Below are 26,396 nucleotides of genomic sequence, written 5' to 3'. Positions count from 1 at the left end.
GTATTATTACGTAATTTACGGATTAGCATCCAAGGGCTTTCTGAATCAAAAGCAATGGCCGGTGGCGCGACAGCCAATAATTTAACTACAAAACAATCCTTTGATAATGGTTTGGCTTTGGGTATAACATTGGGAATTTAAACCTCAACTGCTACAGTTCAGAAATAATTAATTCTATCCACGTAAAACTCCCTTTACAAGCACTTCTTGGTTTCAAAAGAATTATAAGCGCTAAATTATTCAATAAAAACACTTCGTTCTTATCGTTCATGTAGCAAGCCTGCCTGATACTATTGAATACGGTTATCGGAAAACACGGCGATTGCTACGTACTCAAAATATCTGAAAAATCACCAGCCCATAAATTAAAAAACGTACATATCTAAAAAGCGACCAAAGTAAATACTGCTTAAAGTTGTACCTAACAAGTCCTGATGCCATGCTTACCATGGAGTGAGGTATAGGCGAAACAGCGCCAAGAACGACAAAGAATCCGCCCCATTTTTTTAGATTTTCGATATGATTGGCCACTTTATTTTGGATATAATTGCGTAGGAATGGCAACATAAACAAACGATTACCTATAAAATAGGAGGCCACACCACCGAGGTACGACATGCTGGCCAGCAAGAACAAAAACAACCAGGGAGCCGATGATTTAGACGCCCACGCAATAAACACCTCCGGGGGTATCAATCCCAAAATCGTTTCCGACAAAAAGAAAAATGAATAAACTATCCGTGGAGAGTATGTATCGACAAAATTGTTTAATAGGACGTTAAAATCGAGCAAAAAATATTCCAGCCCCAACAATACCAGCACAAAAGCAATGATACCTATACCACCTCTTATGGCAGTGTTTTTTAAGAAAGAATAAAATTTGGTAATCTTGTAATATCTATTTAACAATACCATCCGTCGCATAGAAACCGCAATGGTAACGGGCTGCTTATTTTGCTGCATTCTGAAAAATTAACGATAATATAAATCGGATACTTGATGGCAGTGGCACTACGGTAGTTCTGTTATCCGCTTGCGAAGATAAAAACAAAATGATTGATGTGAACTGCCGCAAAATGTTTTAACTATATTTAACGCTAATGCCAATCCTTCTCTAATCCTTCCAGAAGTAGGGCGAAAAAAGAAGTATAACAGTAAATATCTCCAAACGACCTAAAAGCATTAAAAAGCTAAGAAACCACTTGCCGGAATCCGGTATATGCGAAAAAGTAGCTGCCGGCCCCACCTCGCCTAAGCCCGGCCCTATGTTACCAATGCAAGTAGCCACAGCACCAATAGATGTATCTAAATCGTATCCCATAAACGACATGATGACCATACTTACACCAACAATTAACATATAGATAACAATAAACGCCAGCACATTGGTAATTACGGTTGGCGACACAGATTTAGAATTAAAACGAACCGGAATAACGGCATTGGGATGAATAAGGCGTTTTAGCTCAAAATAGGCATTTTTCAGCAGCAATACGATACGCACCACTTTAATGCCACCTCCGGTAGATCCTGCGCTGCCTCCAATAAACATAAGCATAAACATGATAATACTTAACGTTGGAAACCAAACTAAATAATCGGCCGTAGCATATCCTGTGGTGGTGATCACCGAAACAACTTGAAAAAGGGCATCACGAAAGGCACGTTCCACCTGGGTTACATCGCCCGATATAAATAACACGGCTGCTACAAACAAGCTGACCACCAACACAAAGCCCAGGTAATATCTAAATTCTTCGTCGCGAAAAACTCTGCGTACCCTTCCGTGCAACAAGCTGTACGACAATGTAAAGTTGATACCTGCCACAAACATAAACAAGATGATGACATACTGTATGTAGGCCGAGTCATAGAAGGCTATACTATCCTGTTTAGTGGAATATCCACCCGTTGCCATTGTAGTAAAAGAATGGCAAACAGCATCAAACAAAGACATACCTCCTGCCCAAAGCAGCAGTGTTTCTATAACGGTGTATATTACGTAGATACCCCAAAGACGCTTGGCTGTATCGGCTATTCGCGGACTTAGCTTTTCTGCTACCGGACCGGGCACTTCGGCCACATACAATTGCATTCCGCCAACACCCAAAAAAGGCAATATGGCCAATGAAAACACAATGATACCCATACCACCCAGCCATTGTATTAGGCTGCGCCAAAATAAAATGCCATGTGGCAAGGCTTCAATATCGTTAAGAATGGTTGAACCGGTGGTGGTAAAGCCCGACATTGTTTCGAAAAAAGCATCGGTGAACGACGGGATGGCTCCGCTTAGATAAAAAGGCAACAGGCCAAAAAATGAGAACACCACCCAAACCATGGATACGATGATATAGCCCTCTTTTTTGCCCATATTCCTTTCTGCCTTATAATTGCTTGCACTCAACACACCCCCAATTATAAAACATATCAATGCCGATATCAAAAAATAAGGCAGGTCGTATTCGCCATACATTAAAGCCACCGCTGCCGACAATAACATAAAGACTCCCTCAACTACCAAAAGCAGACCCATTATAAACAGGATCATTCGACCATTCAACATACCAAAATAATTTTTTATTGCAGCAAATAAGGCTGCAAACCAAATGGGTTATTTGATATTTACCCTAAGCATTTATAAAAACATTTTTTCTATTTTCCGGATACCGGAAGGTAAAGCGAACACCACTACCTTATCGTTGGCTTGTATTTGCGTATCACCCGTGGCAATTATGGCTTTACCGTTACGGATAATGCCACCTACATTCACATCTCTGGGAAGTTTCATCCTGCTCAGGGGATTTTTTGTAATTTTTGAATTCTCACCGGCCACCAGTTCCAGTACCTCGGCATCAGAAGCTATCAGGCATTTAACTTCGGAAACTCTTGCTTTAACGGTGTAGCGATAAATATAACTGGCTGCAATAAGTTTTTTATTAATAAGTGTGCCGATACCGATATTCTCGGCCAGTGCAATGTAATCCATATTTTCCACTTCGGCTACAGTTTTTTTGACACCCATTTTTTTTGCCAACTGGCACGCCAATATATTCACTTCCGAATTGGATGTTACTGCCACAAAAGCATCCATCTTTTTTAACCCCTCATCCTTAAGGAGTTCCAGATTACGACCGTCGCCGCTTATAACCAGCGTATGTTCCAATTCGTTGGCCAAACGGGTACTTTTTTCGCGGTCTATCTCTATCATTTTTACATTATAGCGCACACCCAGACGTTCAGCCAGTTTTTTACCAATCCGGCTACCGCCCAGTATCATTACATTTTTAACGTCAAACTTTTGCTTACCGGTATCGCGCAGCACCTTGGCCGTTTCTTTTGGTGTAGTAAGGATGTAAACCAAATCGTTATGCCGGAAGCGCTCGTTACCATGCGGTATTATGGTTTGCCCGTCGCGGATGATGGCGACCGTATTATACAACTTACCATCATGCCTTTCGTCTACCTCGGCCAAGGTAAGGTTAATTATAGGTGCATTATCTCTTATTTTTATAGCATAGAGGATAAGTTTACCGTCAGAGAACTCTATTTGCTGGCGGATGCCCACTCTTTTTAAGGAGGTGGCTATTTCTTTGGCCGCTAATTGTTCCGGATAAATAAGCTCATCTACCCCCAGCTGTTTAAAAAACTCCTTGTTTTCGGGCAGCAAATACTCATAGTTATTGATGCGTGCGATAGTCACTTTGGCCCCCAGCTTTGTGGCTAGTATGGCCGACATCAAACTTAGCTCCTCGTAGGGCGGCACGGCAATAAACAAATCACAATCTCCTGCGTTGGCCTGCTTTAAATCCTTGATAGAAGAAACCGATCCTACAATAGTAAGCAAATCAAAATGAGCGTCAATTTGCTTGAGTTTTTCTTCATCATCATCAATCAACACAACATCATGATTGGCATGGCACATCATTTTAGCAACGTGCGTCCCCACCTCTCCTGCACCCGCAATAATAATTTTCATTTATCTATTTTATTTAATCACCTACCAAAACTAATTTTTGCAACGTGGCAAAATTATAAGATTAAACGGAAAAGCATCTATCATTCTCATTAATTTATCAACACAAAGGCACCATGTAAAGATACAAAATGCGGATTTAGCCCGCTATTTTTGAGCTGCCTTTGATAATACCTGCATTGCGCGGGAGAAAAAGAAGAGTCGAAAACCAACTTTTGCCTCTTCATCTTTTTTAATAATTCTTTAATTTGATACGATGGGATTTTAGAGGTTAACACAATGACGTCCGTTTTATTTAATAATGAGGGCTGCAAATCAGCATCGCCATTCACCACCATCATATTGTAGTGGCTACCTGCAACCGGACAAAGCACAACGGAATCCATGGTATGTTGACGAAACACCTTAAGCTCTCGGTTTAAAACAAAAGGCTTTAACGCATAACTGTACTCTTTGGTATCTAAGGGCTGGTTTACCCAACAATCCCCGGTAATGCCATCACTACGCATCACCGCCGTTTTTCCGTTTATTTGATGCACCACCAAATATTGCTGATGGTATTTGTGGTAACTTGATGCTAAAACACTAAACATGCTGAAGCACAGCAAAAACAAAGTATAAATCAAATATCTGCCTGCCTTACGTTGTTGCCATATTACATAAAGCACCAGCGTGGCGTACAATAAAACAACTTGGTAAAATGACAATTGCAAGCCCACAAAAGTGGCATTAGGGAGACTACCAACCCACTGGGTAACTTCCATTAAATAATTTACCATGGCAGTAAGCGGTTCTACAATCAATTGTACTACAATAAAAGAGTAGGGTAATAAAACCACCAACAACGCTCCTGTCAATACCAAAGGCAATACAGGTATAACTAAAAAGTTGGAGACAACAAACCAGGTAGGAAAAAATCCAAACAAATAGATGGCTAAGGGGGCCGTACCTATTTGGGCCGAAAGTGATACCGAAAACAAGCCCCACAAGTATTTTGCCCACGGCGAACTAAAATACAGACCCGCGCTTATTTTGGGGTAAAAATATACGATAGATGCTACGGCCAGAAAGCTCAGCCAAAAACCTGCATGCAATGCTGTATCCGGGTTTATAATTAAAATTATAAATGCAGCTATTGCCATGGAATGGTAAATGTTGTACCGATGGCTAATGAATTTAGATATTACAAATATACTGAACATTAATGTGGCTCTGAATACCGAAGGCGACATGCCGGCTATGGCCGCATAAAACCACAAACCAATTATTACTATGCTTACTTTAACCATAGATAATGCGCCTTTGCCGATACGCCCCATAAAAAATGTAAGCATCAGATAAATTATGCCTACGTGAAGCCCCGAGACCGATAAAATGTGAATAGCGCCTGCATTTGAAAAATAGGTCTTTGTTTGATGATCCAACATGGATTTATCGCCTAACACCAAAGCCGATACAATGCCAAATTGCGCTTTACCCAATTTTAAACGTTTTAATTTCCTATCGGCTTTTTCGCGGGTCAGATAAAAGAAACGGCTTAATGTTTTCACCGACCCCATCCTTTGCAATTGACTGGCATGCAGATAAAACTGCCCTTCTATTCCTTTATTATGCATATAGTCGGCATACTCAAACGCAAAGGGATTTCCGGTGCGTTGCAACGGGGATAGTCGACCTTCAAATGCCAACTTATCACCCGGAAGTAAACCTGTTTCGCCATCGTTGTTGCGTACGTACAACAAGGCACTAAAATAACAGTTTAGCACAGTATCTGCAGGCATGCACTTTACAATAACACTTTGCTTGTCCTCTGCATCTTTAAGCACCTTTTTTACCACGGCACAATACACATGCCTGCTGTTTGTTAGCGAAGCATCAAAAATATAATGAGGACGATTGACCATACCCAAAGCAAACAACATGAGCGTTAGAACCGCGCCAACCGTCCATTGCCTGGCAAAGCCCATTCTTGCCGAATAATAAATAAACACTAGACCCAACAAGGCCAATACGAACACAATTACATAGTATAAAGCAGGGATATGAACGTACGAAGAGAAGATGCGCCCAGCCAACAAGGCAAAAAGCAGACGCACAAAGGGTATGGCACTGTAGTTAATGGATTTCATGCCTAAACTTTAGCTGACTAAACCAACTCAAGTTAACAAAATCCTAATTAAAGTTCAAAAAATAAGTATGGAAAAGACAAACGAACCACTACATAGATAGATGGCATGGATTAATTTTGCTCAAAAAATTCTTTGATGGCACCCAGATAATAATTGGTCCATCCTTCGCTTATTTCATTATAGTCTGCCTCCGGAATATTAGTATGCAACAACTCCACCTGGCAGCGGTTAGTTTCTTCAAAAATTTTAATAGTAACGATGGATGCTTCCTCTTGCTCGCCAAAATACCATTGTTGCACCACTTTCTTATTTTCTTCAAACTCCAAATTTTTACCTGCGATGTCGCCATCCCATAACGAAAACTCCGAGCCAGGCGCCGTGCTCATCTCGGCCTTATAACCCGACCACAACTCAATGGTGAAAGGATTGGTAAGTGCCGCATAAATATCCTGGGCTTCGGCTTTTATTTTCATTCGGGTTTTAAAGTCTTTAACACTCATTGTTGGTCGATTTTAATATTAGTAAAAATGCTGTTCGCCAAGATGGGATTCAACCGGTGCAAATATAGCATCAACAAAAAATTGCACAGGCGATTTCACAAGATTATTATTTGAAGCCAAAAAAAATACCACCATAAGTATAAATTCAGCCATGGTGGTATTCACTTGTTAATAGTTCAGAGAAAATGACTTTTTACTTTATCCCCAATTTCTTTTTCAAATCTTTGGGTAAGCTGTGCTTGTTAATCATTATATTCATGGTTTTTAGCAGCACAAAGGGCTCCGAGGCATAAAAATATCCATCGTAAATATTATTGGTGTCCCAGGAGTTTTTCACTTTATAATAAATCTTACCTTCCTGATCTTTTACCATTCCGGTAATGTGCATACCGTGGTCATCGGTAGTTAAATAGTTATCGAACTGTTTCTGGCGCATTTCAGCTGTTATTACTTTTTCTTTTACCGGTCCGTTAAAGCTGTACATCCTTCTATCTCTTTCGGCTTTACTCATGGCTTCCCATTTTTCTCGTTCCGAACCGTCCATTTCTTCAATATCGTTTTCAGGAACAATGGCTACCCCTTTCCGAAAAGAAAAGCCTTTTTCGCTAACATCCGATGCCCAGCCAAAAGTGTGGCCTTGCTTCAGTGTGCTGTGCATAATCTCTTTTAAATCGTTAAGTGTTACATTATACACTTCGCCCCACACCCAGTTATCGGGCACTTCAAAAACGAATTTAGTATAATAAGGATGATGTGTAAATGAGCTTACGATTATATAATCATCGGCATCCAGGCCGGTTACATCTTTGGCAAAGGATTTTGGTGTGTATTGCTTTCCTTCGTAACTAAAGGTTTGAGGATATTCGCCCAAATATGCATCCAATATTCCGTTAAAACCTTTGTGCCATGCCAACGATAGCTTCTTATTTTTATTCTCGATAACGGCGTCAACATACGCTTTTAAAACATTATCCAATTCACCATGCACATGATTTGTTTCACCATATTTTAGTCCGCTATAGGCTTGCTCGGGCACAAAACCATAGTTACGCAAAGTATACAGCACATCTTCAAATGAGCCTCCGCCGGCAAAATTCAGATGGCCGTGCAAACGAACATATTTGGTGGCCTTATCCGAGTAGCAGTTACGCACCACAAACATTTCGGACAAATCCAAAGCGCCCTTGCCATTTTTTAACGCTTCGGACTCTAGAAACGAAAGTCCTGCATAACTCCAACAAGTACCCGAACGGTATTGATTTTTCACTGAGGTGGCATCCCAGTCGTAAATTGTTTCAAACTTAAAACCTTCGGTTTCTATCTTTTCTTCCTGCGCATTTACCTGGCTCAATCCAAGCATAGCGCCCAAAACAAGGCCTACAATTCTTAAATCCTTCATATGAAAAAACATATTTTAAATTGATAATACACTGATATAACACTACACCTAACCAGTTTAATAACTCGTGTTGGTGGGTAAAAAAACCTTCTGCAAAGAAAGTCAATTATGTTTTGTTTTTCAATGATATTCTTCAGCAATCATTTTTCTTACTTCGTAACGTTTTACTTTTCCGCTATCTGTAAGCGGAAATTGCGCGATGCGTAGGATAGCTTTGGGTATTTCATAGGGCGATAGGCAAGCCGATAAGTCACTCAAACTAAGATTGCCCTGACTATATTCCTGAAGCACCACCACCACTTTCTCGCCCAATTTTTCATCGGGCACAGCCGAAATCAGAAAGGGCACTTTAAGCACGTCGCTCAGTTTGCGTTCTACCTCTTCAGGGATTATTTTTACACCGCCAGAGTTTATTACATTATCGTAACGTCCAAGAAAAAAAAATTCACAATCATCCCTTAGTTCCACAATATCATTGGTAACGATAGGATGATCGGTAATATCGGGTGCTGTTATTATTAAACATCCTCTATTGTCGATTGCAAAAGTTACATTGGGCATGGCTTTAAACGGGGTACTCTCCTCCCCTATCAATTTAACTGCTACATGCGATACTGTTTCTGTCATCCCATACGTTTCGAAAAAACGGGTAGGCAAACCATGCATTTTTTTTAACAATTCGGACGAGAGGACTCCCCCACCTATAATTACATTTTTAACCTTGTGCCCAAAATCGGGAAGGGAGTTAAAAACCTGCAAAGGTACCATGGCGGTGAAATCAATGGGTTCGTTTATCTGTTTCAAAGGGGCACCTGTGGGTTCGGCCAATAACAAGTTAAACCCGCCTACCATGGCACGGATCAACATCATCTTGCCGGCAATATAATTAGCCGATAAACATAAAAGCACCGTTTTACCCTCCGATAAATTAAAAAAATCGATCGTTTTTAGCGCCGAGGCTATCATGTATTTTTTCTGCAAGCGTATTTCCTTGGGTTTTCCTGTGGAACCCGAAGTATGTGCCGTAACAAAATCCTCAAACGAAAGCCATTCTATAATAAAACGGTAAACAGCTTGCTCCCATTCTGGAGTATTTGTTTTAGTCAATTCCTGTAAACAAAAAATACGCAACCCTTCACCATGCCGTTTTACACCATTCAATTTTATGCTATCGTATTTTCTCAAGGTATAGTTCCCCATGGCTGCTTTTTATTGTAGATAAGATGTCCGTTTTTAACTTCCAGGGGCGAAGCGATATTGTTGGCAAAAACCTGTCCGGTACCTAAACCCTGTGGTAAAGTATTATCTTGTATGGCCGTCCATTGGGCAATGGCGTTAAGACCTATATTGCCCTCCAATGCCGATGTAGCCCACCAGGCAATGCCAAGTTTATTAGCCGCTTGCACCCACTGGTCACAAGCTTTAAACCCACCTAACAATGAGGGTTTTAAAATGATATATGCAGGCTTAACCGTTGCGAGCAGTTCTTCTCTTTTATAACTATCGCTTATGCCGATGAGTTCCTCATCAAGAGCTATATCAACGGGAGATTCTGCACACAGCCCGGCCATCTTTTGCCACTGTCCGGCTTTTATGGGTTGCTCGATAGAGTGAATACCGAGCTTGGCCAGTTCGTTTAGTTTAGCCAATGCTTCACCTGAATTAAAGGCACCGTTGGCATCTACCCTTATTTCGAGTTGCGCAGAATTGTACGTTTTTCTGATTTCCCTGATCAGATTAATTTCCTGCTCAAAATCGATGGCACCAATCTTCATTTTAATACACTTAAATCCGCTATCGATCTTTTGCGCCAGCTGTTCTTTCATATAATCGACCTCACCCATCCAAATTAAACCATTGATAGGTATTGACTTTTTTCCTTCAACAAAATCGGACGCAAATATGGTTTTATGCCCACCGTTTTTTAAATCGAGCAGAGCCATTTCCAAGCCAAAGCGGATGGCCGGCCATGCCAATAGCTCATCCTCCATGTTGCTTCTATAATTGCTTGCATACCTGTTGATGTTGGCACAAAGCTCCCTAAGCTTATCTTCAAATCCAGGTTTATCGTCGATACTTAAATGGGGTAAGATGGAGCACTCACCCACACCTGAAACAGTGGGATTGCGCACATCCCAAACTTGAATATACCAACTGTTTTTTGTTGTGAGCACGCCGCGCGAAGTACCACCGGGGGTAATAAATTGTAGTGTGTGTTTTTTATAGCTGGCTTGAAGCATGGATGATTTTTAATTAAAAATTTAAAGTACAAAACAAAATACAAAGTATAGTTGAAAAAGAGGTACTACATACACATCAGGCATTATGCTTAGCTAATAACCTATCTACCTGTCGATCCATCAACCTTTTTTTAAATCATCAAGCCCACCCCAAACAGCAACACCATTATAAAAGTTGTCATGGCCAATTTTTTTAATTGTGGATAAAGTAAATAAGGTTCATTATTGTTAAAAACAACCCATAAATTTTTAGCTATTAATGGCACGGCCAATAAAAACAACCACTGCCATAAAGTTACAAACTGAAACAGACCGTAGGTTACCATAAACAAAAGCGCAGAAACGAGCAGTACCGTTTGATAGCGCTTGCCCCATGGGCTTCCATTTTTAACCACCAAAGTGTGTTTTCCGGATTTGGCATCGCTTTCAATGTCGCGCAGATTATTGAGGTTTAAAACACCTGTACTCAATAAACCTACTGCTGAAGCGGGAAGCAGCAGCCAGGGATCGATTGTTCCGGTATGCAAAAAATAGGTTCCCAACACGCCGGCCAAACCAAAAAACAGAAATACGAAAATATCGCCACGCCCACTGTAGCCATATGGATTTTTACCCACCGTATATTTTATTGCTGCCGCAATAGCCGCAAAACCCAACACCAGCAATCCCCAGGCTTTCAGGCTCAACAACTCCAGATTCCCAACAGCAATCAAAGCTATACCAGAAATCAGCGACAAAGCAGAAAATACGATCACGGTACGTTTCATTTCGCTAAGTGATATTTTTCCGGAGGCCACCATGCGTGCGGGTCCTATTCGCTCCACATTGTCGGCGCCCGAAACCGCATCGCCATAGTCGTTAGCCACGTTACTCAGTATTTGCAGCAAAACAGTAGTCACTGTTGCCAATATACCCACCGCCCAACTATACGAATGATGATAAGCTGCAATAAAATTTCCCATTAATATAGAGGAAAGTGCCAAAGGGAGCGTACGCAACCTGAAGGAAGATATATAAGATTTTATTTTTGACATGTATAGAACCCTATGGGCATTAAACAATTATTGGGATTAAGGTCAGGTATTTTGTACTGCATGCTAGGCAAAGATATAAAAGCCAACAAAGATGACAAAGATACACCCATCCAACGCTTCATGGTATTTTTTGCACTTTCCCGTCTAAACATCTATTTAATTGGGGCTTAGCAATCTTGCTTCTCCTTTCTCCCTTGCATGTAGATATCATTCTCCCCACTACACATTATCCCATTTAAACATGGCCTTCAGCCAATTCCCTCATGTAATTTATTGCTTCACCCAATCAATTCCCTTTTTTAGCCATTCCAGGGTGTTTTGTTCCGGCGAGTTTTCCTTGGGCTTAAAGTCGTATTCCCATTGAGCAATGGGTGGCATACTTACCAGGATAGATTCGGTGTTACCATTCGATTCCAGGCCAAATCGGGTGCCTCTATCGTATATTAAATTATACTCCACATAGCGACTTCTGCGCAAACATTGCCATTGTTTATTGGATTCATCAAAAGGCGTATCCCGCTTCTTGTCCATGATGGCACAATAAATTTGTGGGTAAGCTTTAGCCAGCTCAACGGTAAATTCTAAAATCTTCTGGAATGCCTCTTCTCCATCAGGTTCAATATGATCGAAAAAGATTCCTCCTACCCCACGGGTTTCGTTGCGGTGCTTTATATAGAAGTAATCATCCGCCCAATCTTTATACTGCGGATAATAATTTGTATCGTACTTGTCGCAGATGTTTTGCAGGGTTTGATGAAACCATGCGGCCTCTGCTGTATCCACGTAATGAGGAGTCAGGTCTATTCCCCCACCAAACCATCTTACTCCATTGTTGAGCTCAAAAAAGCGCACATTCATATGTATGATGGGCATAAAGGGATTAAAGGGATGAATAATAGAAGATATACCCGTGGCCGAATACCTGTTGGCCTTATGTCCCAGCAAGCACTCCATCTTATCTGTAAAGTCTGCCTCAACATGCGAAAAATTAAGACCGGCTTTCTCTATCACATTGCCGTGGCGCATCACACAGGTTAAACCCGAGCCTATATCTTTGGCCCAGGGAATTTGGGCGAACTTTGCTTTTCCGTCGCATTGTTCTAATTGTCGGCACATTTCCTGTTGTAATTTCTGGTATATCGAAGCTATTTTTTCCGTGTGTTGCAACATAAGTTTACATTAAGATTAGAGCGGTTAGAGGTTAGAGGTTAGAGAGATATGACCTTAGTGCATAGGTGCTCGCCATGAACTAACTGTTAAGCACCATCTGCCACCTTTTTCTTTTTGGGTATAAATCGGCCAAAGCTCTTTTTCTGAAAATTATAAAAAAAAGTAAACTGACCCAATAATGCTGCAAACAGCAACAACAATACCTGATAGGCGGGAATGATGGTTACCACGTACATGGGTATTTTTATCCAGAGCGAAGTGTCTGCATCTATTTTCAACAACTTAAATATCAATGCCTTTACATATACAGAAGCACTCCCTGTAATGGAAAACACCAACAGGATAAGAATAAGCTGAAAATTTGATTTTATCCCCCAACGCGCTTTTAGCTTTTTGAACATAACCTATATAATCACAAAATCATTAACGTTTCCAGTCGGTTCGTTTAATCCAATCGGCCAAAAATCTAGCGTTCTCGTAAGGTACATCGGGTAAAAAGCCGTGGCCAAGGTTTATTATCCAGTCCTGATTTTTGCTGCCAAAATTTACGTATGTGTTCAGGGTTCTTTCAATGCTGGCTTTATCGGAATACAGCAACCTCGGGTCGATATTACCTTGCAGTCCAATATTAGTATCCACCATTTTACGCGCCACCTCCATTGGTGTTTGCCAATCTATACTCAGGTAATCGCACATATCGGGCGTTATTTGAGTTATCCCTGTTCCAATATCTTTGGGAAAATAGATAAAAGGAATATTTTCCTCACGCACTGCAGCGGCTATTTTTTTAACGGCCGGAAAAAACAATTCTTTATAAAGTTCAAAAGGAATCAGCCCCGCATGTGTTTCAAAAAGCTGAAATACCTTTATACCACTTTTTATCTGCGTTTTGGCATAAATGATGGACAATTCGGTGATGGACTCCACCAGTTTTTTTATGGTTTCTTTATGCTGATAGATGTATTTGATGGTCTTGGGAAAATCCTTGCTACGCCCAATACCTTCGAGCATATAGCACAATACCGTTAAAGGGGCACCGCAGAAGCCTATAAGGGGAATATGGGCTGGCTTGGTAGCTACCACCTGCTTGATGACCTCGTAAATATAATTGAGTTTTTCCGGATCGGGATGCAATGCTTTAAGCGGATTGTCACGCTCAATGAGTGGCACATCAAATTCCGGCCCTCTGTCTGTAAAATCCAAACCCATTCCCATGGCATAAGGAATTACCAGTATGTCGGAGAAAAGTATGGCGGCATCCACTCCTAAATCATCTACGGGCAGCAGGGTAACCTTGGCACCCATCTCGGCATTTTGCATCATCTCCCAAAAGGAGTGTTTTTCCTTTAATTTTAAGTAGGATGGCAACACACGACCGGCCTGACGCATAAACCAAAATGGCGGTCGCTCCGTTTTTTCGCCTGCTAAGGTTTTAAGTAATATAGAGTTGTTCATTTTTTTAAATATCTAGTAAAGCGTTAATAGTTTACAGCTTGTATTGCTGCCCAATGCTTATTTTATCCACTGATCTGATTACTATGCACAGTAATACCGTTCATTAACAACGCATCAGATTAACTGTTCAAGCGCCTCTCGACTTTTGTCTATTGTTTTTTGTAAATCTTCGGTACTATGCGCAATGGAAACAAAACTGGCTTCGAACTGTGATGGTGCGCTATAAATACCGCCTTGCAAACCTAATCTAAAGTATTTAGCAAACCGTTCGGTATCGCATTTCATTACATCCGAAAAAGTGTTTACCTCCTTTTCACTGGTAAAAAACAAGGTAAACATGGCGCCCACCCTATTGATGACACCGGGAAAGTTCAGTTCGTCCAGGTTTTTTTGTAGTCCTGCGGCTAAAAAGGCAGATTTTTCTTCCAGCTCCTCGTAAAAACCTTCTGTTGTGTTCAGTAGTTTTAAGGTAGTTAATCCGGCAGCCATAGCCATGGGGTTACCCGATAGGGTTCCGGCCTGATAAACCGGGCCGTTGGGTGCTAGCATGTCCATAATTTCTTTTTTACCACCATAAGCTCCCACAGGCAATCCTCCGCCGATTATCTTGCCCATCGTAGTTAAATCGGGCGTTATACCCCATAGTTCCTGTGCACCTCCTTTGGCTACCCTAAAACCCGTCATCACCTCATCAAAAATTAACAAAGTACCATGATCGGTACAAGCTTTACGAAGTCCTTTTATAAAATGATCCGTAGGCTTTATCACACCCATATTTCCGGTAACCGGTTCCAATATAATGGCAGCCACCTGATCCTTGTACTGCTCCAACAAGCTGAGCACCGAATCCAAGTTGTTGTATTTAGCCGTTAGCGTATCGATGGCCGTTCCTTTAGTGACCCCGGGTGAGTTGGGTGTGCCAAAAGTAAGTGCTCCGGAGCCCGCTTTAATCAGAAAACTATCTCCATGGCCGTGGTAACAACCTTCAAACTTGATAACCAAATCGCGTTTGGTATATCCACGTGCCAGTCGCAAGGCGCTCATGGTAGCCTCCGTACCCGAGTTTACCATCCTAACGCTTTGGATGGAAGGCATCATTTCGCAAATCAGTTCGGCCATCTGGGTTTCCATCAATGTTGGTGCACCATAGCTGGTTCCATTTTCCGCTGTGCGGTGTAATGCTTCCACCACATCGGGATGAGCATGACCTAATATCATCGGCCCCCAGGATCCCACATAATCGATATACTCGTTATTGTCGATATCCGTAATTTTTGATCCTTGGGCACTTTGTATAAACAATGGGTTTCCTCCCACCGAATTAAACGCACGCACCGGTGAATTAACACCACCGGGTATATGTTTTATAGCCTCTTTAAAAGCGGCTTTGCTTTTATTTGTGTTCATATTTTTTTGTTTATAGGATAGAGGTTAGAAGTTAGAGATTGGAGCGAAGCGACATCCCGCAGCCTTTTTTTTTATTTTCTACGGGAAGTGGTTTGGAGCAACGCAACTTCCCACAGCATTGCGAGAAGAGTTTTAATTCAAGTCTATTTTCTAATTATCTATCTATTATTTAATTGTCTAATAATCTATTTCAACAAGCCCATCACATCCTGCGTGTGGTACGAGATTATCATATCTGCTCCCGCGCGCTTTATCGAAGTGAGTATTTCCATGGTTATTCTTTCTTCATCTACCCAGCCATTTGCAGCGGCGGCTTTAACCATCGAAAACTCGCCACTCACGTTATAGGCGCACACCGGCATGTTAAATTCATTTTTCACTCTGTTTATAATGTCAAGATAGCTAAGGGCAGGCTTTACCATAACAATATCGGCTCCCTCGATAATGTCCTGCTCCACCTCGCGTATCGCTTCATTACTATTGGCCGGATCCATCTGATAAGTAGCTCTATTACCAAACTGAGGTGCGCTTTCGGCAGCATCGCGAAAGGGTCCGTAAAAAGCCGAGGCATACTTGGCCGAATAGGCCATTATGGGCATGTGCTCAAACTTATTACTGTCCAATGCCTGGCGGATAAACCCCACACGTCCGTCCATCATATCACTGGGTGCTATCATATCAATACCGGCCTGCACCAACGAAACGGACTGTTTACCGAGGGTAATCAGAGTGGCATCGTTATCCACATCCCCATCGATTATTGTTCCGCAGTGACCGTGCGTTGTATATTCGCAGTTACAAACATCGGCTATTAAAAAAAGTTCGGGTACGGCTTTTTTAAGGGCTCGGGCCGCCTGTTGCACTATTCCATTCTCATGGCAAGCCACCAATCCATGCTCATCTTTATGCTCAGGTATGCCAAACAACAGAACAGACTGCACACCGTTTGCATAAAGCGCCTTGCACTTTTCAACCAACAAATCAACCGACAGCTGATAATTGCCGGGCATAGATTTAATGGGATTTTGTACTCCGCTTCCGGGTCGTACAAACAAAGGCATAATCAAATCGTCGCGTGTTAAGCGGGTTTCTTTGATCATATTACGCGAGATCTCATTTTTGCGCAGTCGACGAAGTCGTGTTATTGGAAAAGCCATATTGTATTTTTTGATGATTATATGTTGAGATTAGAGATCAATAAGTGGATCGCTTATTCGTTTTTTACATGAGACGATTCATCCAGTTTATTGTTCTTATAATATTTTACTATCGCTTCGGCTATACCATGCGATGTAGGTTCGTTTGATACGGCCAAGGGTGTAATGCCATGGGCTTTTGCGGCCGATGCGGTTGTGTGACCGATGCAAACAATTCTTAAGTCATTGGATTCAACCATAGCATATAAATTTTTAAAAGCCGACGGACTGGCCAGTACAAGCATATCATAATCCCCCTGCTTAATCTTTTGGAGCAAGTGATTGTCCATATCTTCGGGTACGGTATTCTTATATAGATTAATGCGTGTAATGTTGGCTACTTCGGCTACCCGTTTTGTTAATTGGTTGGGCGATAATGTTCCCGTTGCCCAAATAACTTTTGCCTTTTTTCCTTTCAGATAGGGAATAAACCTATCCGCAAATTCGCGCCCGGTTTTTGCTTTGGCATCGAATTCAATAGGTAAGCCATAACTCCTGATGAGTTCCGAAGTTTTGTAACCGATAGAAACGATTTTTAGCGAATCCATCCAATTTCGGAAATTATCATGCTCTTTGGTCTTTTCATAAAAAAATCGAAAACCATAGGCACTGGTAAAAGCGATGTGTGTATATTTTTTGTAATTGTTTAACAATTCACATTCCTTTTCATCGCATTCCGACTCCGAAAGTTCAATCATAGGCAACTCCAGAAGGCGAGCGCCATATTTTTGCAAAATATCAGCCAGTTCCTTCGATTTTCCATAAGGTCGGGTTGTGATAAAACACTTTCCATTCAATAAGGTCGATGCATCTATTCCGCTCAAATCAGCCATTGTTACGTACTTCGTTTAATATTTCGTTGGCTCCTCTTTCCACCATTATTTGGGCCAGATCCTCACCCAATTCTTTGGCTTTGATATTTGGCCCACTCATACATTGTTTTAAATAATTAGTGCCGTCAAGTGATGATACGAAACCTGTTAACTTAATAATGCCATTTTTTACGCTGGTGTAAGCTCCAACGGGCACCTGACATCCTCCTTCGAGGTAGCGCATAAAAGCTCGTTCGGCAGTTACCGATTGCTGTGTTGGGATATGGTTTATGGATTGCAACAGCGTGTTTACTTGTTTGTCGTTGGATCGTGTTTCAACAGCAATGGCTCCTTGAGCAACTGCCGGTATAAAAACAGTAGGTTCCAGCACTTGTGTTATATATTTTTCCAAGCCTAATCTTTTTAAGCCCGCCGCCGCCATCACCATCGCATCGCAGTAACCCTCTTCCATTTTTTGCAATCGGGTACCCACATTCCCCCGAATATCAACGATCTGGAATTCGTTATTTATTTTCTTTAGTCCGGCCACCCTACGTAAACTCGAGGTGGCAATTTTATGTTTGTTGGTAAGTTCGTTCAATTTGAGTCCACTCCTACTTACCAAAACGTCCCTGTAATCGCCCCGCTTCAAAATGGCTCCAATGGCAAATTCGGCCGGTAATTCCGTAGGGAGATCTTTTAAACTATGCACGGCCATATCTATTTCACCAGCCAAAAGTGCCAATTCCAGTTCCTTGGTAAACAACCCCTTACCTCCAATTTTTGATAAGGCCACATCTAAAATCTTATCTCCCTTGGTATGTATTATTTTTATTTCGATAAGCATCTTCGGGTAGGCACTCCCTAACTCATCTTTTACTTTATTGGCCTGATACAATGCCAATTTGCTGCCTCTGGTGCCAATTATTATTTTGTCCAAACTCATTCGTGTTTTGCGGATGCATTGTTAAACTTAAATAACTGATCGATAACATCTAAGGAAGCTGTTGAACTTCCGTTATCGGTAACCTCTTTTAGGTTTTTAATAAGATAGCGTATATATTTTTGGGTGAGTAAGCCGGTATATTTTTCCAGTTTTTCGCAACCATGCTCACCCAAATGGTTTCGATAACCTTCCATTTCGGTTGCAAAAACCTCTTGCATATTGGTAGTTATGGTATTGATTACAGGGCGTAGGGAACGACTGTTAAGCCAGGCCAGTGATTCCTCTACCAGCTCGGAGATTATCACCTGGGCATTTTCTACGCTTTGTTCGCGCATTTCCTTATGCTGATCTAAAATGCTGTGCAAATCATCTACACAAAATAAGCTCGTATTGGGTATGGCGGCTACCTTAACATCAATGTTACGCGGTACCGAGAGATCAATAAATAATTGTTTTTCACCGTTACGCAGCTCAGCAGATATCTCTGCATCCTTTTTGTCAATCAGATATTTACCTGCATCTGTAGCTGTAATTACAATATCTACTTTGTACAAATACTCTTTGTAATTATTGAAAAGTACAGGCGTAATCCCATTTTTCTCTGCTATATCAAGGGCTTTTTTATCGGTTCGGTTGGTTACATATATATCCGTCACTCCTCTTTTTTGCAGTCCCCTAATAGAAAGCTCTCCCGTTTCGCCGGCACCTACCACTAATACACTTTTTTTGGTAAGACGAGTAAATTCCTTGGCGCATAGGTCTATGGCCAGATAACCAATACTCGTGGCTCCCTGCTGAATGGCTGTTTCGGTACGTACCCTTTTGCTGCACTCGAACGATTTTTGAAACAGACGCATTAGAACAGCATCGGTTAAATTGGCTTCGGTGCTATATAAATACGCCTTTTTTATTTGGCTCACAATCTGATTTTCGCCAATAACCAATGAGTCAACTCCCGAAATAACTTCAAATAGATGATGGATCGCTTTTGATTGAGAAAAATGATAAAAACAATTGTGATAATCTTTATCTATCTTAAGATAACTATGTAGCTTTTTTAGCAGCACCGAGCGAATTTCGTCGGCATTAGCTTTGTGATGCGAATAAAACATTTCGGTTCGATTGCAGGTAGCTACAATTACAATACCCCTAAGATCCGGGTGGCTTAAAATATGCTCTGATAACGGAATAATATCGCTTTGTGCAATAGAAAATAAATCCCTGATATCCAGAGATGCTGTTTTATGGTTGATACCCAATACACCTACCATGTAATGTAAATTTTATGATGTTTTGCTTGCATTGATAAATTAGTGTTGTAAACAGGGATATCCTTACATTTACAACAGTGAATCTATGCAAAAACAGGTGGCGGGCGCGAAGAAAAGGTGTTTGGTAATTTAAGATAGTAAAGCAAGGAGCAGAAGTGTTCCTGAGCTTTTATGATTTCAAAAATATCGAAGTTAAACTTAACTTTTTGATTGGTAGTACCTGCAATAACGGTTTCTTCGCAACAGCTGCGACTCCAATAATAAGTATGTTGTTGCTGCAGGCATGCATTGCTTTTTTCTTTCGTTTGAAAAGCAATTTGCTTTGCTTGCTTGTCCGTTTGCTCAGCTTGTTTTTGCTTACAATTTAAAGCATACGCTCCATAGCCAAATATATATAATGCGGCCAGCAACAAATACGTTAGGTGTGTAGAAAACAATCCGATTAAAACCACAATGCTTATTAAAATTTAAAGTTCAAATGTAATATTTACATTTGATTTTATCAACCCCAACATTTTTTCTGCTGTTAGGTGTAAAATTATTTATCGGCCAATTATTCCTTGGCCAATTACCGGACGGCTCTATTGGCGTCTATCCTGGCACAGAACCGCCCGTTGTATATTTTTTTTAAACAATACGTTAGTCCTCGAGCTTATCGAGCATTTTTATTTTTTCCTGCAGTAATTGGATGTTATGCTTGCCGGTTTCTATTTTATGCTTAAAATCTTTAATAACCGATTCGGCACTTTTACTTTTGGCAAAGAATCCAATATTGTTTTCCCACACTATAATGTCGTTTTCCAATTGCTTGAGCTTGGCCATCAACTTATTACGCTCTTGGTATAACTTATCGTCCTGATGGCCCGACTGTTTAATATTTTCCAGCTTGTTTCTGAACTTTTGTACATTACGTTGGTACTCATCCATGTTCAGGGCATCAAAGTGCTTATTTATCTCATTCCTAAACTCTTGATTTATCCTATCCTTGTCTTTGTAAGGAACATGCCCTATTTCCATAAACTTACGCTGATATCCCTGCAATAGTTTAAAAGTATCCTCGTTGTCGGGCAAATTTTCAAAGGCTTTTAGTTCATCAATAAGATCCTGCTTTTTTTTCAGGTTATCGGCTTGCGAATCATCAATTTTACTAAAAAACTTGCTCTTATTATCGAAAAATGCATCGCAGGCCGTTCTAAACCTATGCCAAATGGCATCCGATTGACGCCGGGGCACTGGGCCAATTTTTTTCCACTCTTTCTGAATTTTGATATATTCATCGGTCGTTTTTTTCCAGTCTGTGCTTTCTTTCATTGCCTCGGCTCTTTCGCACAGTTCGGTTTTCAGCTTCAGGTGTTCCTGCTGTTTGTTTTTATACGATCGGAAGAACTCCCTTTTGTTTTCGAAAAATTTATCACAGGCCGTTCTGAATCGCTCATAAATTTTATTGTTGTCCTTTTTGGGTGCAAAACCAATGGTTTTCCAGGCCTGCTGTAATTCAATCAGTTTTTTACTTTTGGCCTCCCACTCTTTAGGCGAATGGGCTGACTGTAAAACTATTTCTTCGGCTTTTTCGCACAATTCGGTTTTTAGCCTCAAATTTTCCTTTAGCTGTCCTTTTAAGCCTTCGAAGTATTCCTGGTGCTTTTGATTTATGGTGGTGGTAGCCGCCTTAAAGCGTTCCCACAACTCATCCTTTACCTCTTTGGGCACCGGACCTATTTCGCGCCATCTGTCGTGGTATTTTTGTAATGTTTTAAAACTATTTACAACCGAACTATCCTCCAACAACTTTTCGGCCTTTTCGCACAGCCCCTCTTTAAGCTCCTGGTTTTTTTTCAGATCCAGATCCCGCAGTTCCTTGTTTATTTTAACGTAATTGTAAAAGTTTTCGATGTGCAGATTATAGGTATCCCAAACATCCCTCACTTTGTTTTGCGGTATGGGGCCTATGTCGTGAAATTTTTGCTGCAATGCTCTAAACTCGTTAAATGTTTCGTTTAACGACTCCTGTCGGTTAATCAAGTTTTTGATGGATTCAATAACCTCCATTTTTGCCGCCAGATTTTTATCCTTTTCACTCTCGAGTTTATGAATATAACCGGCTTTTCTGTATCTAAAATCTTTAAGCAGCTCTTTAATTTCTATTTCAAAATGATCCACGGGCGGTGCAAAGTTCTCTTCCAGCTCACCCGATTCCAGGAACTTTTTCTTCAGCTCTTCCACCTCCTCGTTAAACTGCTTGTAAAAGCTTGCTTTAATATCTTCCACTTCCTGTTTAATCACAGGCACCTCAAAGTTCTTAATGATAGTACGCAGCCGGTTTACTAATTGCTCGCGCGAAAGAGACAAAAGATCTACCTTATCCAATTCAGGTTTTTTTTCAGCTGTATCCGGCTTAGTTTCTTCATTCGTAGTTTTGGCCGAAGTCTCTTTTTCTAGAATAGGGCTCCCTTTGGGTTTATTTTCAGATTCTTCAGATGCTCCTTCGTCTGCACCCGTTTTTCCTTCAACTGTTTCAACCGTTTTCTCACCGGTTATTTCCTCTGGAGCATTCTCAAGTAGGGTTTGTGACTCCTCTACCAATGCCTGTGTTTCTTTAGCTTGCTCTTCTTCAGGCACAACAATTTGTTCTTTTACCGATTCTAGGTCTCCACCTGTAACGGTTTTTACTTTTTCTGTATCATTGAGGTTCTCACCAGCCACGCTTTCCTTATCTGTAACAACGCTTGCAGCTGTTTCATCACTCGTATCTTCCCCATCTTTAGTTGCTGCATTGTCCGATTTGGCTTGGCCATCCTCCTCTTTTTCCGGGGTAGCAGCATTCGGCGTTTCATTATCATTTTGTCCTGCATTTGACACTTCAACGGTACTATCTTTTAGCGCGCCCGATTCATTATCGGTGGCTTTATCCTTCGTATCTTTAGGGTTTTTCTCAGGCACAGAAGTCGCTTCTTCCAGTTTGTCAACTGGCGTTGCATCATTTTTTTTCAATTCTTTTTCCTCGTTACCGGCTTTATTCAGATCGTTAGCTTCCATCAGCATTTAAGTTCGTGGTTCTTACATCTCTTGCACATGCAAGAAACAATTGATTTAATTATTGTACGAATATATCACATATCCCTAAAACGTCAAATTATTTAGCTGATTAATCCTTATTGGTGAACTGTATTTTAACTTATGCCATCGGCAAATGATTATATTTGCACTTTAAAATTAATACCATATGCGCATAGATATATTAACCTTGTTTCCGGAAATGTTTCAAGGTCCGTTTAGCGAGTCCATCATTAAGCGTGCACAGGATAAGGGTGCAGTAGAAATCCATTGTCACAACATCAGGGATTACTCAACCAACAAACATAAAAAAGTGGATGATTATGCCTTTAGTGGGGGAGCCGGCATGGTAATGAGCATTGAACCCATAGCTATTTTAATTGAAAAACTCAAGGCAGAGCGGAATTACGACGAAATAATATATACTACACCTGATGGCAATACACTAAATCAAAGCATAGCCAATCAGCTATCCCTAAAAGGAAATCTGATGATATTGTGTGGCCACTACAAAGGAGTTGACCAAAGGATAAGAGACCATTACATCACAATGGAGCTGTCAATAGGGGATTATGTTTTAACCGGAGGAGAACTGGCTGCCGCCGTAATAACAGATGCGGTGATTCGTTTGATACCCGGCGTTATATCCGACGAAACATCAGCTTTAACCGACTCGTTCCAGGACAACTTATTGGCACCACCTGTTTACACGCGCCCGGCAGAATTTAAAGGTTGGAGAGTACCCGACATCCTTTTATCGGGTGACACAAAAAAAATTGAAGCCTGGAAAGAACAACAGGCTTATGAAAGAACCAGGCAGCGAAGACCCGATTTATTGAAATAGACCCCCAAAACCAACATATAAGACTGGATTATCCTATAACTTATCTTTCATTATTAGCAAATATAACCACAAGGTGCACAAGGACAACACAACGTTCCCAATGTTTCTTCGTGTCCTTTGTGCATCCATTGCGCCCAATGTGGTTATTTTTTAAAAGAATAGTACTGAAAACCCAAAGCCTTACATTTACGCTGGAGCTTCAGCGCCAGCACCCACCTGGCGAAGCACTCAGCCTATGCCCTACCCTGTCGGCTTTGCCAGGTATAACCGGCTGTATTTTTTTTATTAGGCATTGCAAGACTTAGCAGCAAAGCCACAATTACCGTAACTACCATACTCACAAAACCGTACAATAAAAACGAAAGGGCAGAATGGTTTTGTACAATCAGGAGGACAATAAAACCGCCTACCACACCACCCAGGGCAGCATATCCCGAAATGCGAGGAAAGAAAACACCCATCACAAACAATGCACCGAGTCCTCCGGTCAGTAATCCCAGGAAGGTGTTGAACTGATCCCAAAGCGAGGCAATATTCCAGGTAGCCAGCATCAGGGCCATCATAATACCGAGCACGCCCACAATAATGCCGGACCAACGGGCTACCGCCATGTTTCGATGTACCGTTATCTTTTTAGCAAGCACTTTGTAAAAATCTGAAGTAATTACCGCCGAAACCGAATTAATATTGGACGATAAGGTGGACATGGCAGCAGCAAAGATGGCCGCAATCAACAATCCGGCAATACCGGCTGGCATTTGGGCCACAATAAACTGCGGAAAAACAGAATCGATATTAGGATTGACCACCGCCATGTGTTCGGGATTTGAGGTGTAATAAGCGTACAAACCTGTTCCCAGCAGGAAGAAAATGATGCTCACCGGAATACTCAGAAACCCGTTGAGCCATATACTCTTCGCGGTTGCTTTTTCATCTTTGGTGGTCATATAACGTTGCACAACACTCTGGTCGCTGGTATACGAAATCAGGGTATTGGCTAAGCCACCAATCACCACTACCCAAAACACGGGTTGGGTAAAATCGAATCGGAAATCGAAGGTGTGGAACTTATGATGTTCGGCAGTAATATCTATAAACCCACCTAAGCCCCCCTGGACCCCGGCCAACATAAAGGCCAGTGCTATAAATGCTCCTCCAACCAAAATGAATCCCTGGATAACATCGCCCCACACAACGGCCTCCATACCACCACTGGTACAATAGATAATGGTAACCACGCCCATAACGGTGATAGCGAGGTAAATATTAAATCCGGTTACCGCATTCAATGCCAGCGAAGGCAGAAACAGTACGATCGCAATCCGGCTCACCATAAAAAACACAAACAAAGCCGATGCGAGCCAACGCACCGAACGATTGAAGCGTGCTTCGAGATATTGGTATGCCGTATCGAAATTAAAACGCCGGAAAAAAGGTAAAAAATAGCGGATAATAATGGGAGCTATAGCAATAATGGCCAAATTAAACATAAACATACGCCAATCGGTAGCATACGATTTGGCCGGAATGGCAATAAAGGTAATGGCACTGAGCGTAGTTGCAAAAATACTGATACCTGCAGCCCACCAGGGGATTCGTCCACCTGCTTTGAAAAAATCATCGGTACTGTTTTCGCGTTTCATAAAATAGAATCCAAGCAACAACATGCCGATAAAATAAACACCCAGTACCAAATAGTTAAGCCATCCGAAAACCGGCTTTACCGAAAACCGGAATTCCTGCAACATGGGAGTTCGGATAGCAGGCTTAATTTCACCACCGGGTACAAGCAGCGAACCGTCCCACCAAACCGAAGTAGATACAGCCACAGGTGTTCCTTCCCAGGCTCCCGCGTTGAACCAAACATCGGTAACGGTATTGTAAATTAAAATTTTTGAGTTAAACCCGGTATGGTTAATCCACAGCGAGTCCCGTGTAGCACGAGCCTGATCATCCCCGTTTTGCATCCGGTTTATTGCTGCCTCAACCTGGTTAAAAGTAGAGCCGGAATCCCCGCCCACCAAAATCACATGCGAAGCACCAACCGGACTGGCGGCAGCAACGGCCAGAGGAATTGAATGTCCGTCGGAAAGACGGATATCCCGCAGTTGTTTCCACGCTCCAGCAGAGGGACGATAACAATACACCTGTGCGTAGAATTGCGTGGTATTGGCTCCCGCTGCTTTGGCACGACCACCAAAAACAAAAACGCTCACCTCTTCCCCATCCATCTGGGCAACGGCTGATGCACCGGTCACCGGCTTAGGAAATGCATTTAAAGTCTGCCACCCGGCGGACCAATTAGACGCATCCAATTTTAAAAACTGATTGCTGGCACCCATTGCGCTTTCGCCCCCAACCACATAAACGGTATTGCCGATAACTGTTGCTGCCGCATTTTTTACGGCAACAGGCAGCTCAGGTAATTGCTTTAATTGGATCTGATTGTTTATCCAGCTAACCAAAACCACTTGTTTGCTTATGCCCGAAGGCGTTTGACCCCCCAGACACAACAAGCCCTCGGGCAGCATAACAGAAGCTCCTTCGGCAATGGCATCAGGCAATTGAGCATGTTGCACTTGTTGTATTTGCCCATCCACGTCCCGTTCAAAAACAAGGACAGCATCGGAAAAATATTTTTGACCGCCCTCCCAGGGTTTTCCCTCGGGAAAAGCTGATCCCCCGGCAAGTATCAAGGCATTATTATGCACCCCTACAAAAGCTCCTGCCACGCCTTCGGGGCCTGCAATCTGTTCCACATCACCCAGCAGGTTTTGGGTGTTTTGCTGAATATTATTAATTTGCTCTTCGGCCTGAATCGCTCCACCCCAAAGGCCAAACATTAAGAGAAAGGCAAGTGCCATCTTCCTTGTCAAGCTATATGTCAGCCTGGCAGTTTGTTTATTCCGTTTCTGATTTTTTCTCATCTGTTTATAAATTAGCAAAACCGTGATAACCAGCAC

21 protein-coding genes are annotated in these 26,396 nt (G+C 41.7%); 1 reads left to right on the top strand and 20 read right to left on the bottom strand.

Annotation, left to right across the window (positions count from 1 at the left end; all coding sequences use genetic code 11):
* Positions 1 to 333: 333 nt before the first annotated feature.
* From FN809_RS15025 to FN809_RS14935, 19 genes are all read right to left on the bottom strand, one after another.
* Positions 334 to 963 carry a YqaA family protein gene (locus FN809_RS15025; protein ID WP_221929451.1) on the bottom strand — a complete coding sequence of 210 codons (630 nt, stop codon included), beginning with the start codon at positions 961 to 963 and terminating at the stop codon, positions 334 to 336.
* 151 nt (positions 964 to 1,114) lie between these two features.
* Positions 1,115 to 2,566, bottom strand: coding sequence for a TrkH family potassium uptake protein (locus FN809_RS15020; protein WP_142534359.1), 1,452 nt, complete (start codon positions 2,564 to 2,566; stop codon positions 1,115 to 1,117).
* A gap of 72 nt (positions 2,567 to 2,638) precedes the next feature.
* Positions 2,639 to 3,979 (bottom strand): Trk system potassium transporter TrkA, encoded by a 1,341-nt coding sequence (gene trkA, locus FN809_RS15015; RefSeq protein WP_142534358.1) that lies wholly within the window; start codon positions 3,977 to 3,979, stop codon positions 2,639 to 2,641.
* An 89-nt stretch (positions 3,980 to 4,068) separates the two neighbouring features.
* Positions 4,069 to 6,105 carry a ComEC/Rec2 family competence protein gene (locus FN809_RS15010; RefSeq protein WP_142534357.1) on the bottom strand — a complete coding sequence of 679 codons (2,037 nt, stop codon included), beginning with the start codon at positions 6,103 to 6,105 and terminating at the stop codon, positions 4,069 to 4,071.
* Positions 6,106 to 6,215: 110 nt separating this feature from the next.
* The gene (locus FN809_RS15005) at positions 6,216 to 6,605 is read right to left on the bottom strand and encodes an SRPBCC domain-containing protein (RefSeq protein ID WP_142534356.1); all 390 of its coding nucleotides are present in this window, start codon (positions 6,603 to 6,605) and stop codon (positions 6,216 to 6,218) included.
* 193 nt (positions 6,606 to 6,798) lie between these two features.
* Complete coding sequence (locus FN809_RS15000; protein WP_142534355.1) at positions 6,799 to 8,004, bottom strand: C1 family peptidase; 1,206 nt, start codon at positions 8,002 to 8,004, stop codon at positions 6,799 to 6,801.
* Between the two features lie 120 nt (positions 8,005 to 8,124).
* On the bottom strand, positions 8,125 to 9,204 hold the full coding sequence (locus tag FN809_RS14995) for an AMP-binding protein (protein WP_142534354.1): 1,080 nt from the start codon (positions 9,202 to 9,204) through the stop codon (positions 8,125 to 8,127).
* Complete coding sequence (locus tag FN809_RS14990; protein WP_142534353.1) at positions 9,186 to 10,244, bottom strand: o-succinylbenzoate synthase; 1,059 nt, start codon at positions 10,242 to 10,244, stop codon at positions 9,186 to 9,188. Before FN809_RS14990 ends, FN809_RS14995 begins: the two co-directional genes overlap by 19 nt.
* A 131-nt stretch (positions 10,245 to 10,375) precedes the next feature.
* Positions 10,376 to 11,278: a 1,4-dihydroxy-2-naphthoate polyprenyltransferase gene (locus FN809_RS14985; protein WP_142534352.1), complete on the bottom strand. Its 903-nt coding sequence runs from the start codon at positions 11,276 to 11,278 to the stop codon at positions 10,376 to 10,378.
* Positions 11,279 to 11,548: 270 nt separating this feature from the next.
* Entirely contained in the window at positions 11,549 to 12,448 is a 900-nt protein-coding gene (gene hemF / locus FN809_RS14980; RefSeq protein WP_142534351.1) for an oxygen-dependent coproporphyrinogen oxidase, read from the bottom strand.
* Between the two features lie 86 nt (positions 12,449 to 12,534).
* Positions 12,535 to 12,849 carry a DUF6787 family protein gene (locus FN809_RS14975; protein WP_142534350.1) on the bottom strand — a complete coding sequence of 105 codons (315 nt, stop codon included), beginning with the start codon at positions 12,847 to 12,849 and terminating at the stop codon, positions 12,535 to 12,537.
* 22 nt (positions 12,850 to 12,871) lie between these two features.
* A complete protein-coding gene (gene hemE, locus FN809_RS14970; protein WP_142534349.1) occupies positions 12,872 to 13,903 on the bottom strand; it encodes a uroporphyrinogen decarboxylase in 1,032 nt (343 codons plus the stop codon).
* Between the two features lie 114 nt (positions 13,904 to 14,017).
* On the bottom strand, positions 14,018 to 15,310 hold the full coding sequence (gene hemL / locus FN809_RS14965; protein WP_142534348.1) for a glutamate-1-semialdehyde 2,1-aminomutase: 1,293 nt from the start codon (positions 15,308 to 15,310) through the stop codon (positions 14,018 to 14,020).
* A gap of 185 nt (positions 15,311 to 15,495) precedes the next feature.
* Positions 15,496 to 16,467, bottom strand: coding sequence for a porphobilinogen synthase (hemB, locus tag FN809_RS14960; protein WP_142534347.1), 972 nt, complete (start codon positions 16,465 to 16,467; stop codon positions 15,496 to 15,498).
* A gap of 53 nt (positions 16,468 to 16,520) precedes the next feature.
* Positions 16,521 to 17,339 carry a uroporphyrinogen-III synthase gene (locus FN809_RS14955; protein WP_142534346.1) on the bottom strand — a complete coding sequence of 273 codons (819 nt, stop codon included), beginning with the start codon at positions 17,337 to 17,339 and terminating at the stop codon, positions 16,521 to 16,523.
* Positions 17,332 to 18,264: a hydroxymethylbilane synthase gene (gene hemC / locus FN809_RS14950; protein WP_142534345.1), complete on the bottom strand. Its 933-nt coding sequence runs from the start codon at positions 18,262 to 18,264 to the stop codon at positions 17,332 to 17,334. Before hemC ends, FN809_RS14955 begins: the two co-directional genes overlap by 8 nt.
* Positions 18,261 to 19,535, bottom strand: coding sequence for a glutamyl-tRNA reductase (gene hemA / locus FN809_RS14945; RefSeq protein ID WP_142534344.1), 1,275 nt, complete (start codon positions 19,533 to 19,535; stop codon positions 18,261 to 18,263). Before hemA ends, hemC begins: the two co-directional genes overlap by 4 nt.
* A gap of 83 nt (positions 19,536 to 19,618) precedes the next feature.
* On the bottom strand, positions 19,619 to 19,987 hold the full coding sequence (locus FN809_RS14940) for a hypothetical protein (RefSeq protein WP_142534343.1): 369 nt from the start codon (positions 19,985 to 19,987) through the stop codon (positions 19,619 to 19,621).
* A 187-nt stretch (positions 19,988 to 20,174) separates the two neighbouring features.
* Positions 20,175 to 22,571 carry a DUF349 domain-containing protein gene (locus FN809_RS14935; protein WP_185957578.1) on the bottom strand — a complete coding sequence of 799 codons (2,397 nt, stop codon included), beginning with the start codon at positions 22,569 to 22,571 and terminating at the stop codon, positions 20,175 to 20,177.
* A 187-nt stretch (positions 22,572 to 22,758) separates the two neighbouring features.
* Between FN809_RS14935 and trmD the strand changes: the two genes are divergently transcribed.
* Positions 22,759 to 23,433: a tRNA (guanosine(37)-N1)-methyltransferase TrmD gene (gene trmD, locus FN809_RS14930; protein WP_142534341.1), complete on the top strand. Its 675-nt coding sequence runs from the start codon at positions 22,759 to 22,761 to the stop codon at positions 23,431 to 23,433.
* A gap of 233 nt (positions 23,434 to 23,666) precedes the next feature.
* Here the strand turns inward: trmD and FN809_RS14925 are convergent, their stop codons facing one another.
* The gene (locus FN809_RS14925; RefSeq protein WP_221929450.1) at positions 23,667 to 26,360 is read right to left on the bottom strand and encodes a sodium:solute symporter family transporter; all 2,694 of its coding nucleotides are present in this window, start codon (positions 26,358 to 26,360) and stop codon (positions 23,667 to 23,669) included.
* Between the last annotated feature and the right edge of the window lie 36 nt (positions 26,361 to 26,396).

It is taken from the genome of Saccharicrinis carchari (assembly GCF_900182605.1).
In the GTDB taxonomy this organism is placed as follows: domain Bacteria; phylum Bacteroidota; class Bacteroidia; order Bacteroidales; family Marinilabiliaceae; genus Saccharicrinis; species Saccharicrinis carchari.
This window is presented reverse-complemented; position numbering and strand designations above follow the sequence as displayed.

What these genes read in the sequence shown, in the direction of transcription:
- hemA (WP_142534344.1), bottom strand. Translation starts at nt 19,535, where the DNA reads ATGGTAGGTGTATTGGGTATCAACCATAAAACAGCATCTCTGGATATC.
- FN809_RS15010 (WP_142534357.1), bottom strand. Translation starts at nt 6,105, where the DNA reads ATGAAATCCATTAACTACAGTGCCATACCCTTTGTGCGTCTGCTTTTT.
- hemB (WP_142534347.1), bottom strand. Translation starts at nt 16,467, where the DNA reads ATGGCTTTTCCAATAACACGACTTCGTCGACTGCGCAAAAATGAGATC.
- FN809_RS14955 (WP_142534346.1), bottom strand. Translation starts at nt 17,339, where the DNA reads ATGGCTGATTTGAGCGGAATAGATGCATCGACCTTATTGAATGGAAAG.
- FN809_RS15000 (WP_142534355.1), bottom strand. Translation starts at nt 8,004, where the DNA reads ATGAAGGATTTAAGAATTGTAGGCCTTGTTTTGGGCGCTATGCTTGGA.
- hemF (WP_142534351.1), bottom strand. Translation starts at nt 12,448, where the DNA reads ATGTTGCAACACACGGAAAAAATAGCTTCGATATACCAGAAATTACAA.
- trmD (WP_142534341.1), top strand. Translation starts at nt 22,759, where the DNA reads ATGCGCATAGATATATTAACCTTGTTTCCGGAAATGTTTCAAGGTCCG.
- FN809_RS14935 (WP_185957578.1), bottom strand. Translation starts at nt 22,571, where the DNA reads ATGGAAGCTAACGATCTGAATAAAGCCGGTAACGAGGAAAAAGAATTG.
- FN809_RS14985 (WP_142534352.1), bottom strand. Translation starts at nt 11,278, where the DNA reads ATGTCAAAAATAAAATCTTATATATCTTCCTTCAGGTTGCGTACGCTC.
- FN809_RS14990 (WP_142534353.1), bottom strand. Translation starts at nt 10,244, where the DNA reads ATGCTTCAAGCCAGCTATAAAAAACACACACTACAATTTATTACCCCC.
- hemE (WP_142534349.1), bottom strand. Translation starts at nt 13,903, where the DNA reads ATGAACAACTCTATATTACTTAAAACCTTAGCAGGCGAAAAAACGGAG.
- FN809_RS14925 (WP_221929450.1), bottom strand. Translation starts at nt 26,360, where the DNA reads ATGAGAAAAAATCAGAAACGGAATAAACAAACTGCCAGGCTGACATAT.
- FN809_RS14995 (WP_142534354.1), bottom strand. Translation starts at nt 9,204, where the DNA reads ATGGGGAACTATACCTTGAGAAAATACGATAGCATAAAATTGAATGGT.
- FN809_RS15020 (WP_142534359.1), bottom strand. Translation starts at nt 2,566, where the DNA reads ATGTTGAATGGTCGAATGATCCTGTTTATAATGGGTCTGCTTTTGGTA.
- FN809_RS15025 (WP_221929451.1), bottom strand. Translation starts at nt 963, where the DNA reads ATGCAGCAAAATAAGCAGCCCGTTACCATTGCGGTTTCTATGCGACGG.
- hemL (WP_142534348.1), bottom strand. Translation starts at nt 15,310, where the DNA reads ATGAACACAAATAAAAGCAAAGCCGCTTTTAAAGAGGCTATAAAACAT.
- FN809_RS14975 (WP_142534350.1), bottom strand. Translation starts at nt 12,849, where the DNA reads ATGTTCAAAAAGCTAAAAGCGCGTTGGGGGATAAAATCAAATTTTCAG.
- trkA (WP_142534358.1), bottom strand. Translation starts at nt 3,979, where the DNA reads ATGAAAATTATTATTGCGGGTGCAGGAGAGGTGGGGACGCACGTTGCT.
- FN809_RS15005 (WP_142534356.1), bottom strand. Translation starts at nt 6,605, where the DNA reads ATGAGTGTTAAAGACTTTAAAACCCGAATGAAAATAAAAGCCGAAGCC.
- hemC (WP_142534345.1), bottom strand. Translation starts at nt 18,264, where the DNA reads ATGAGTTTGGACAAAATAATAATTGGCACCAGAGGCAGCAAATTGGCA.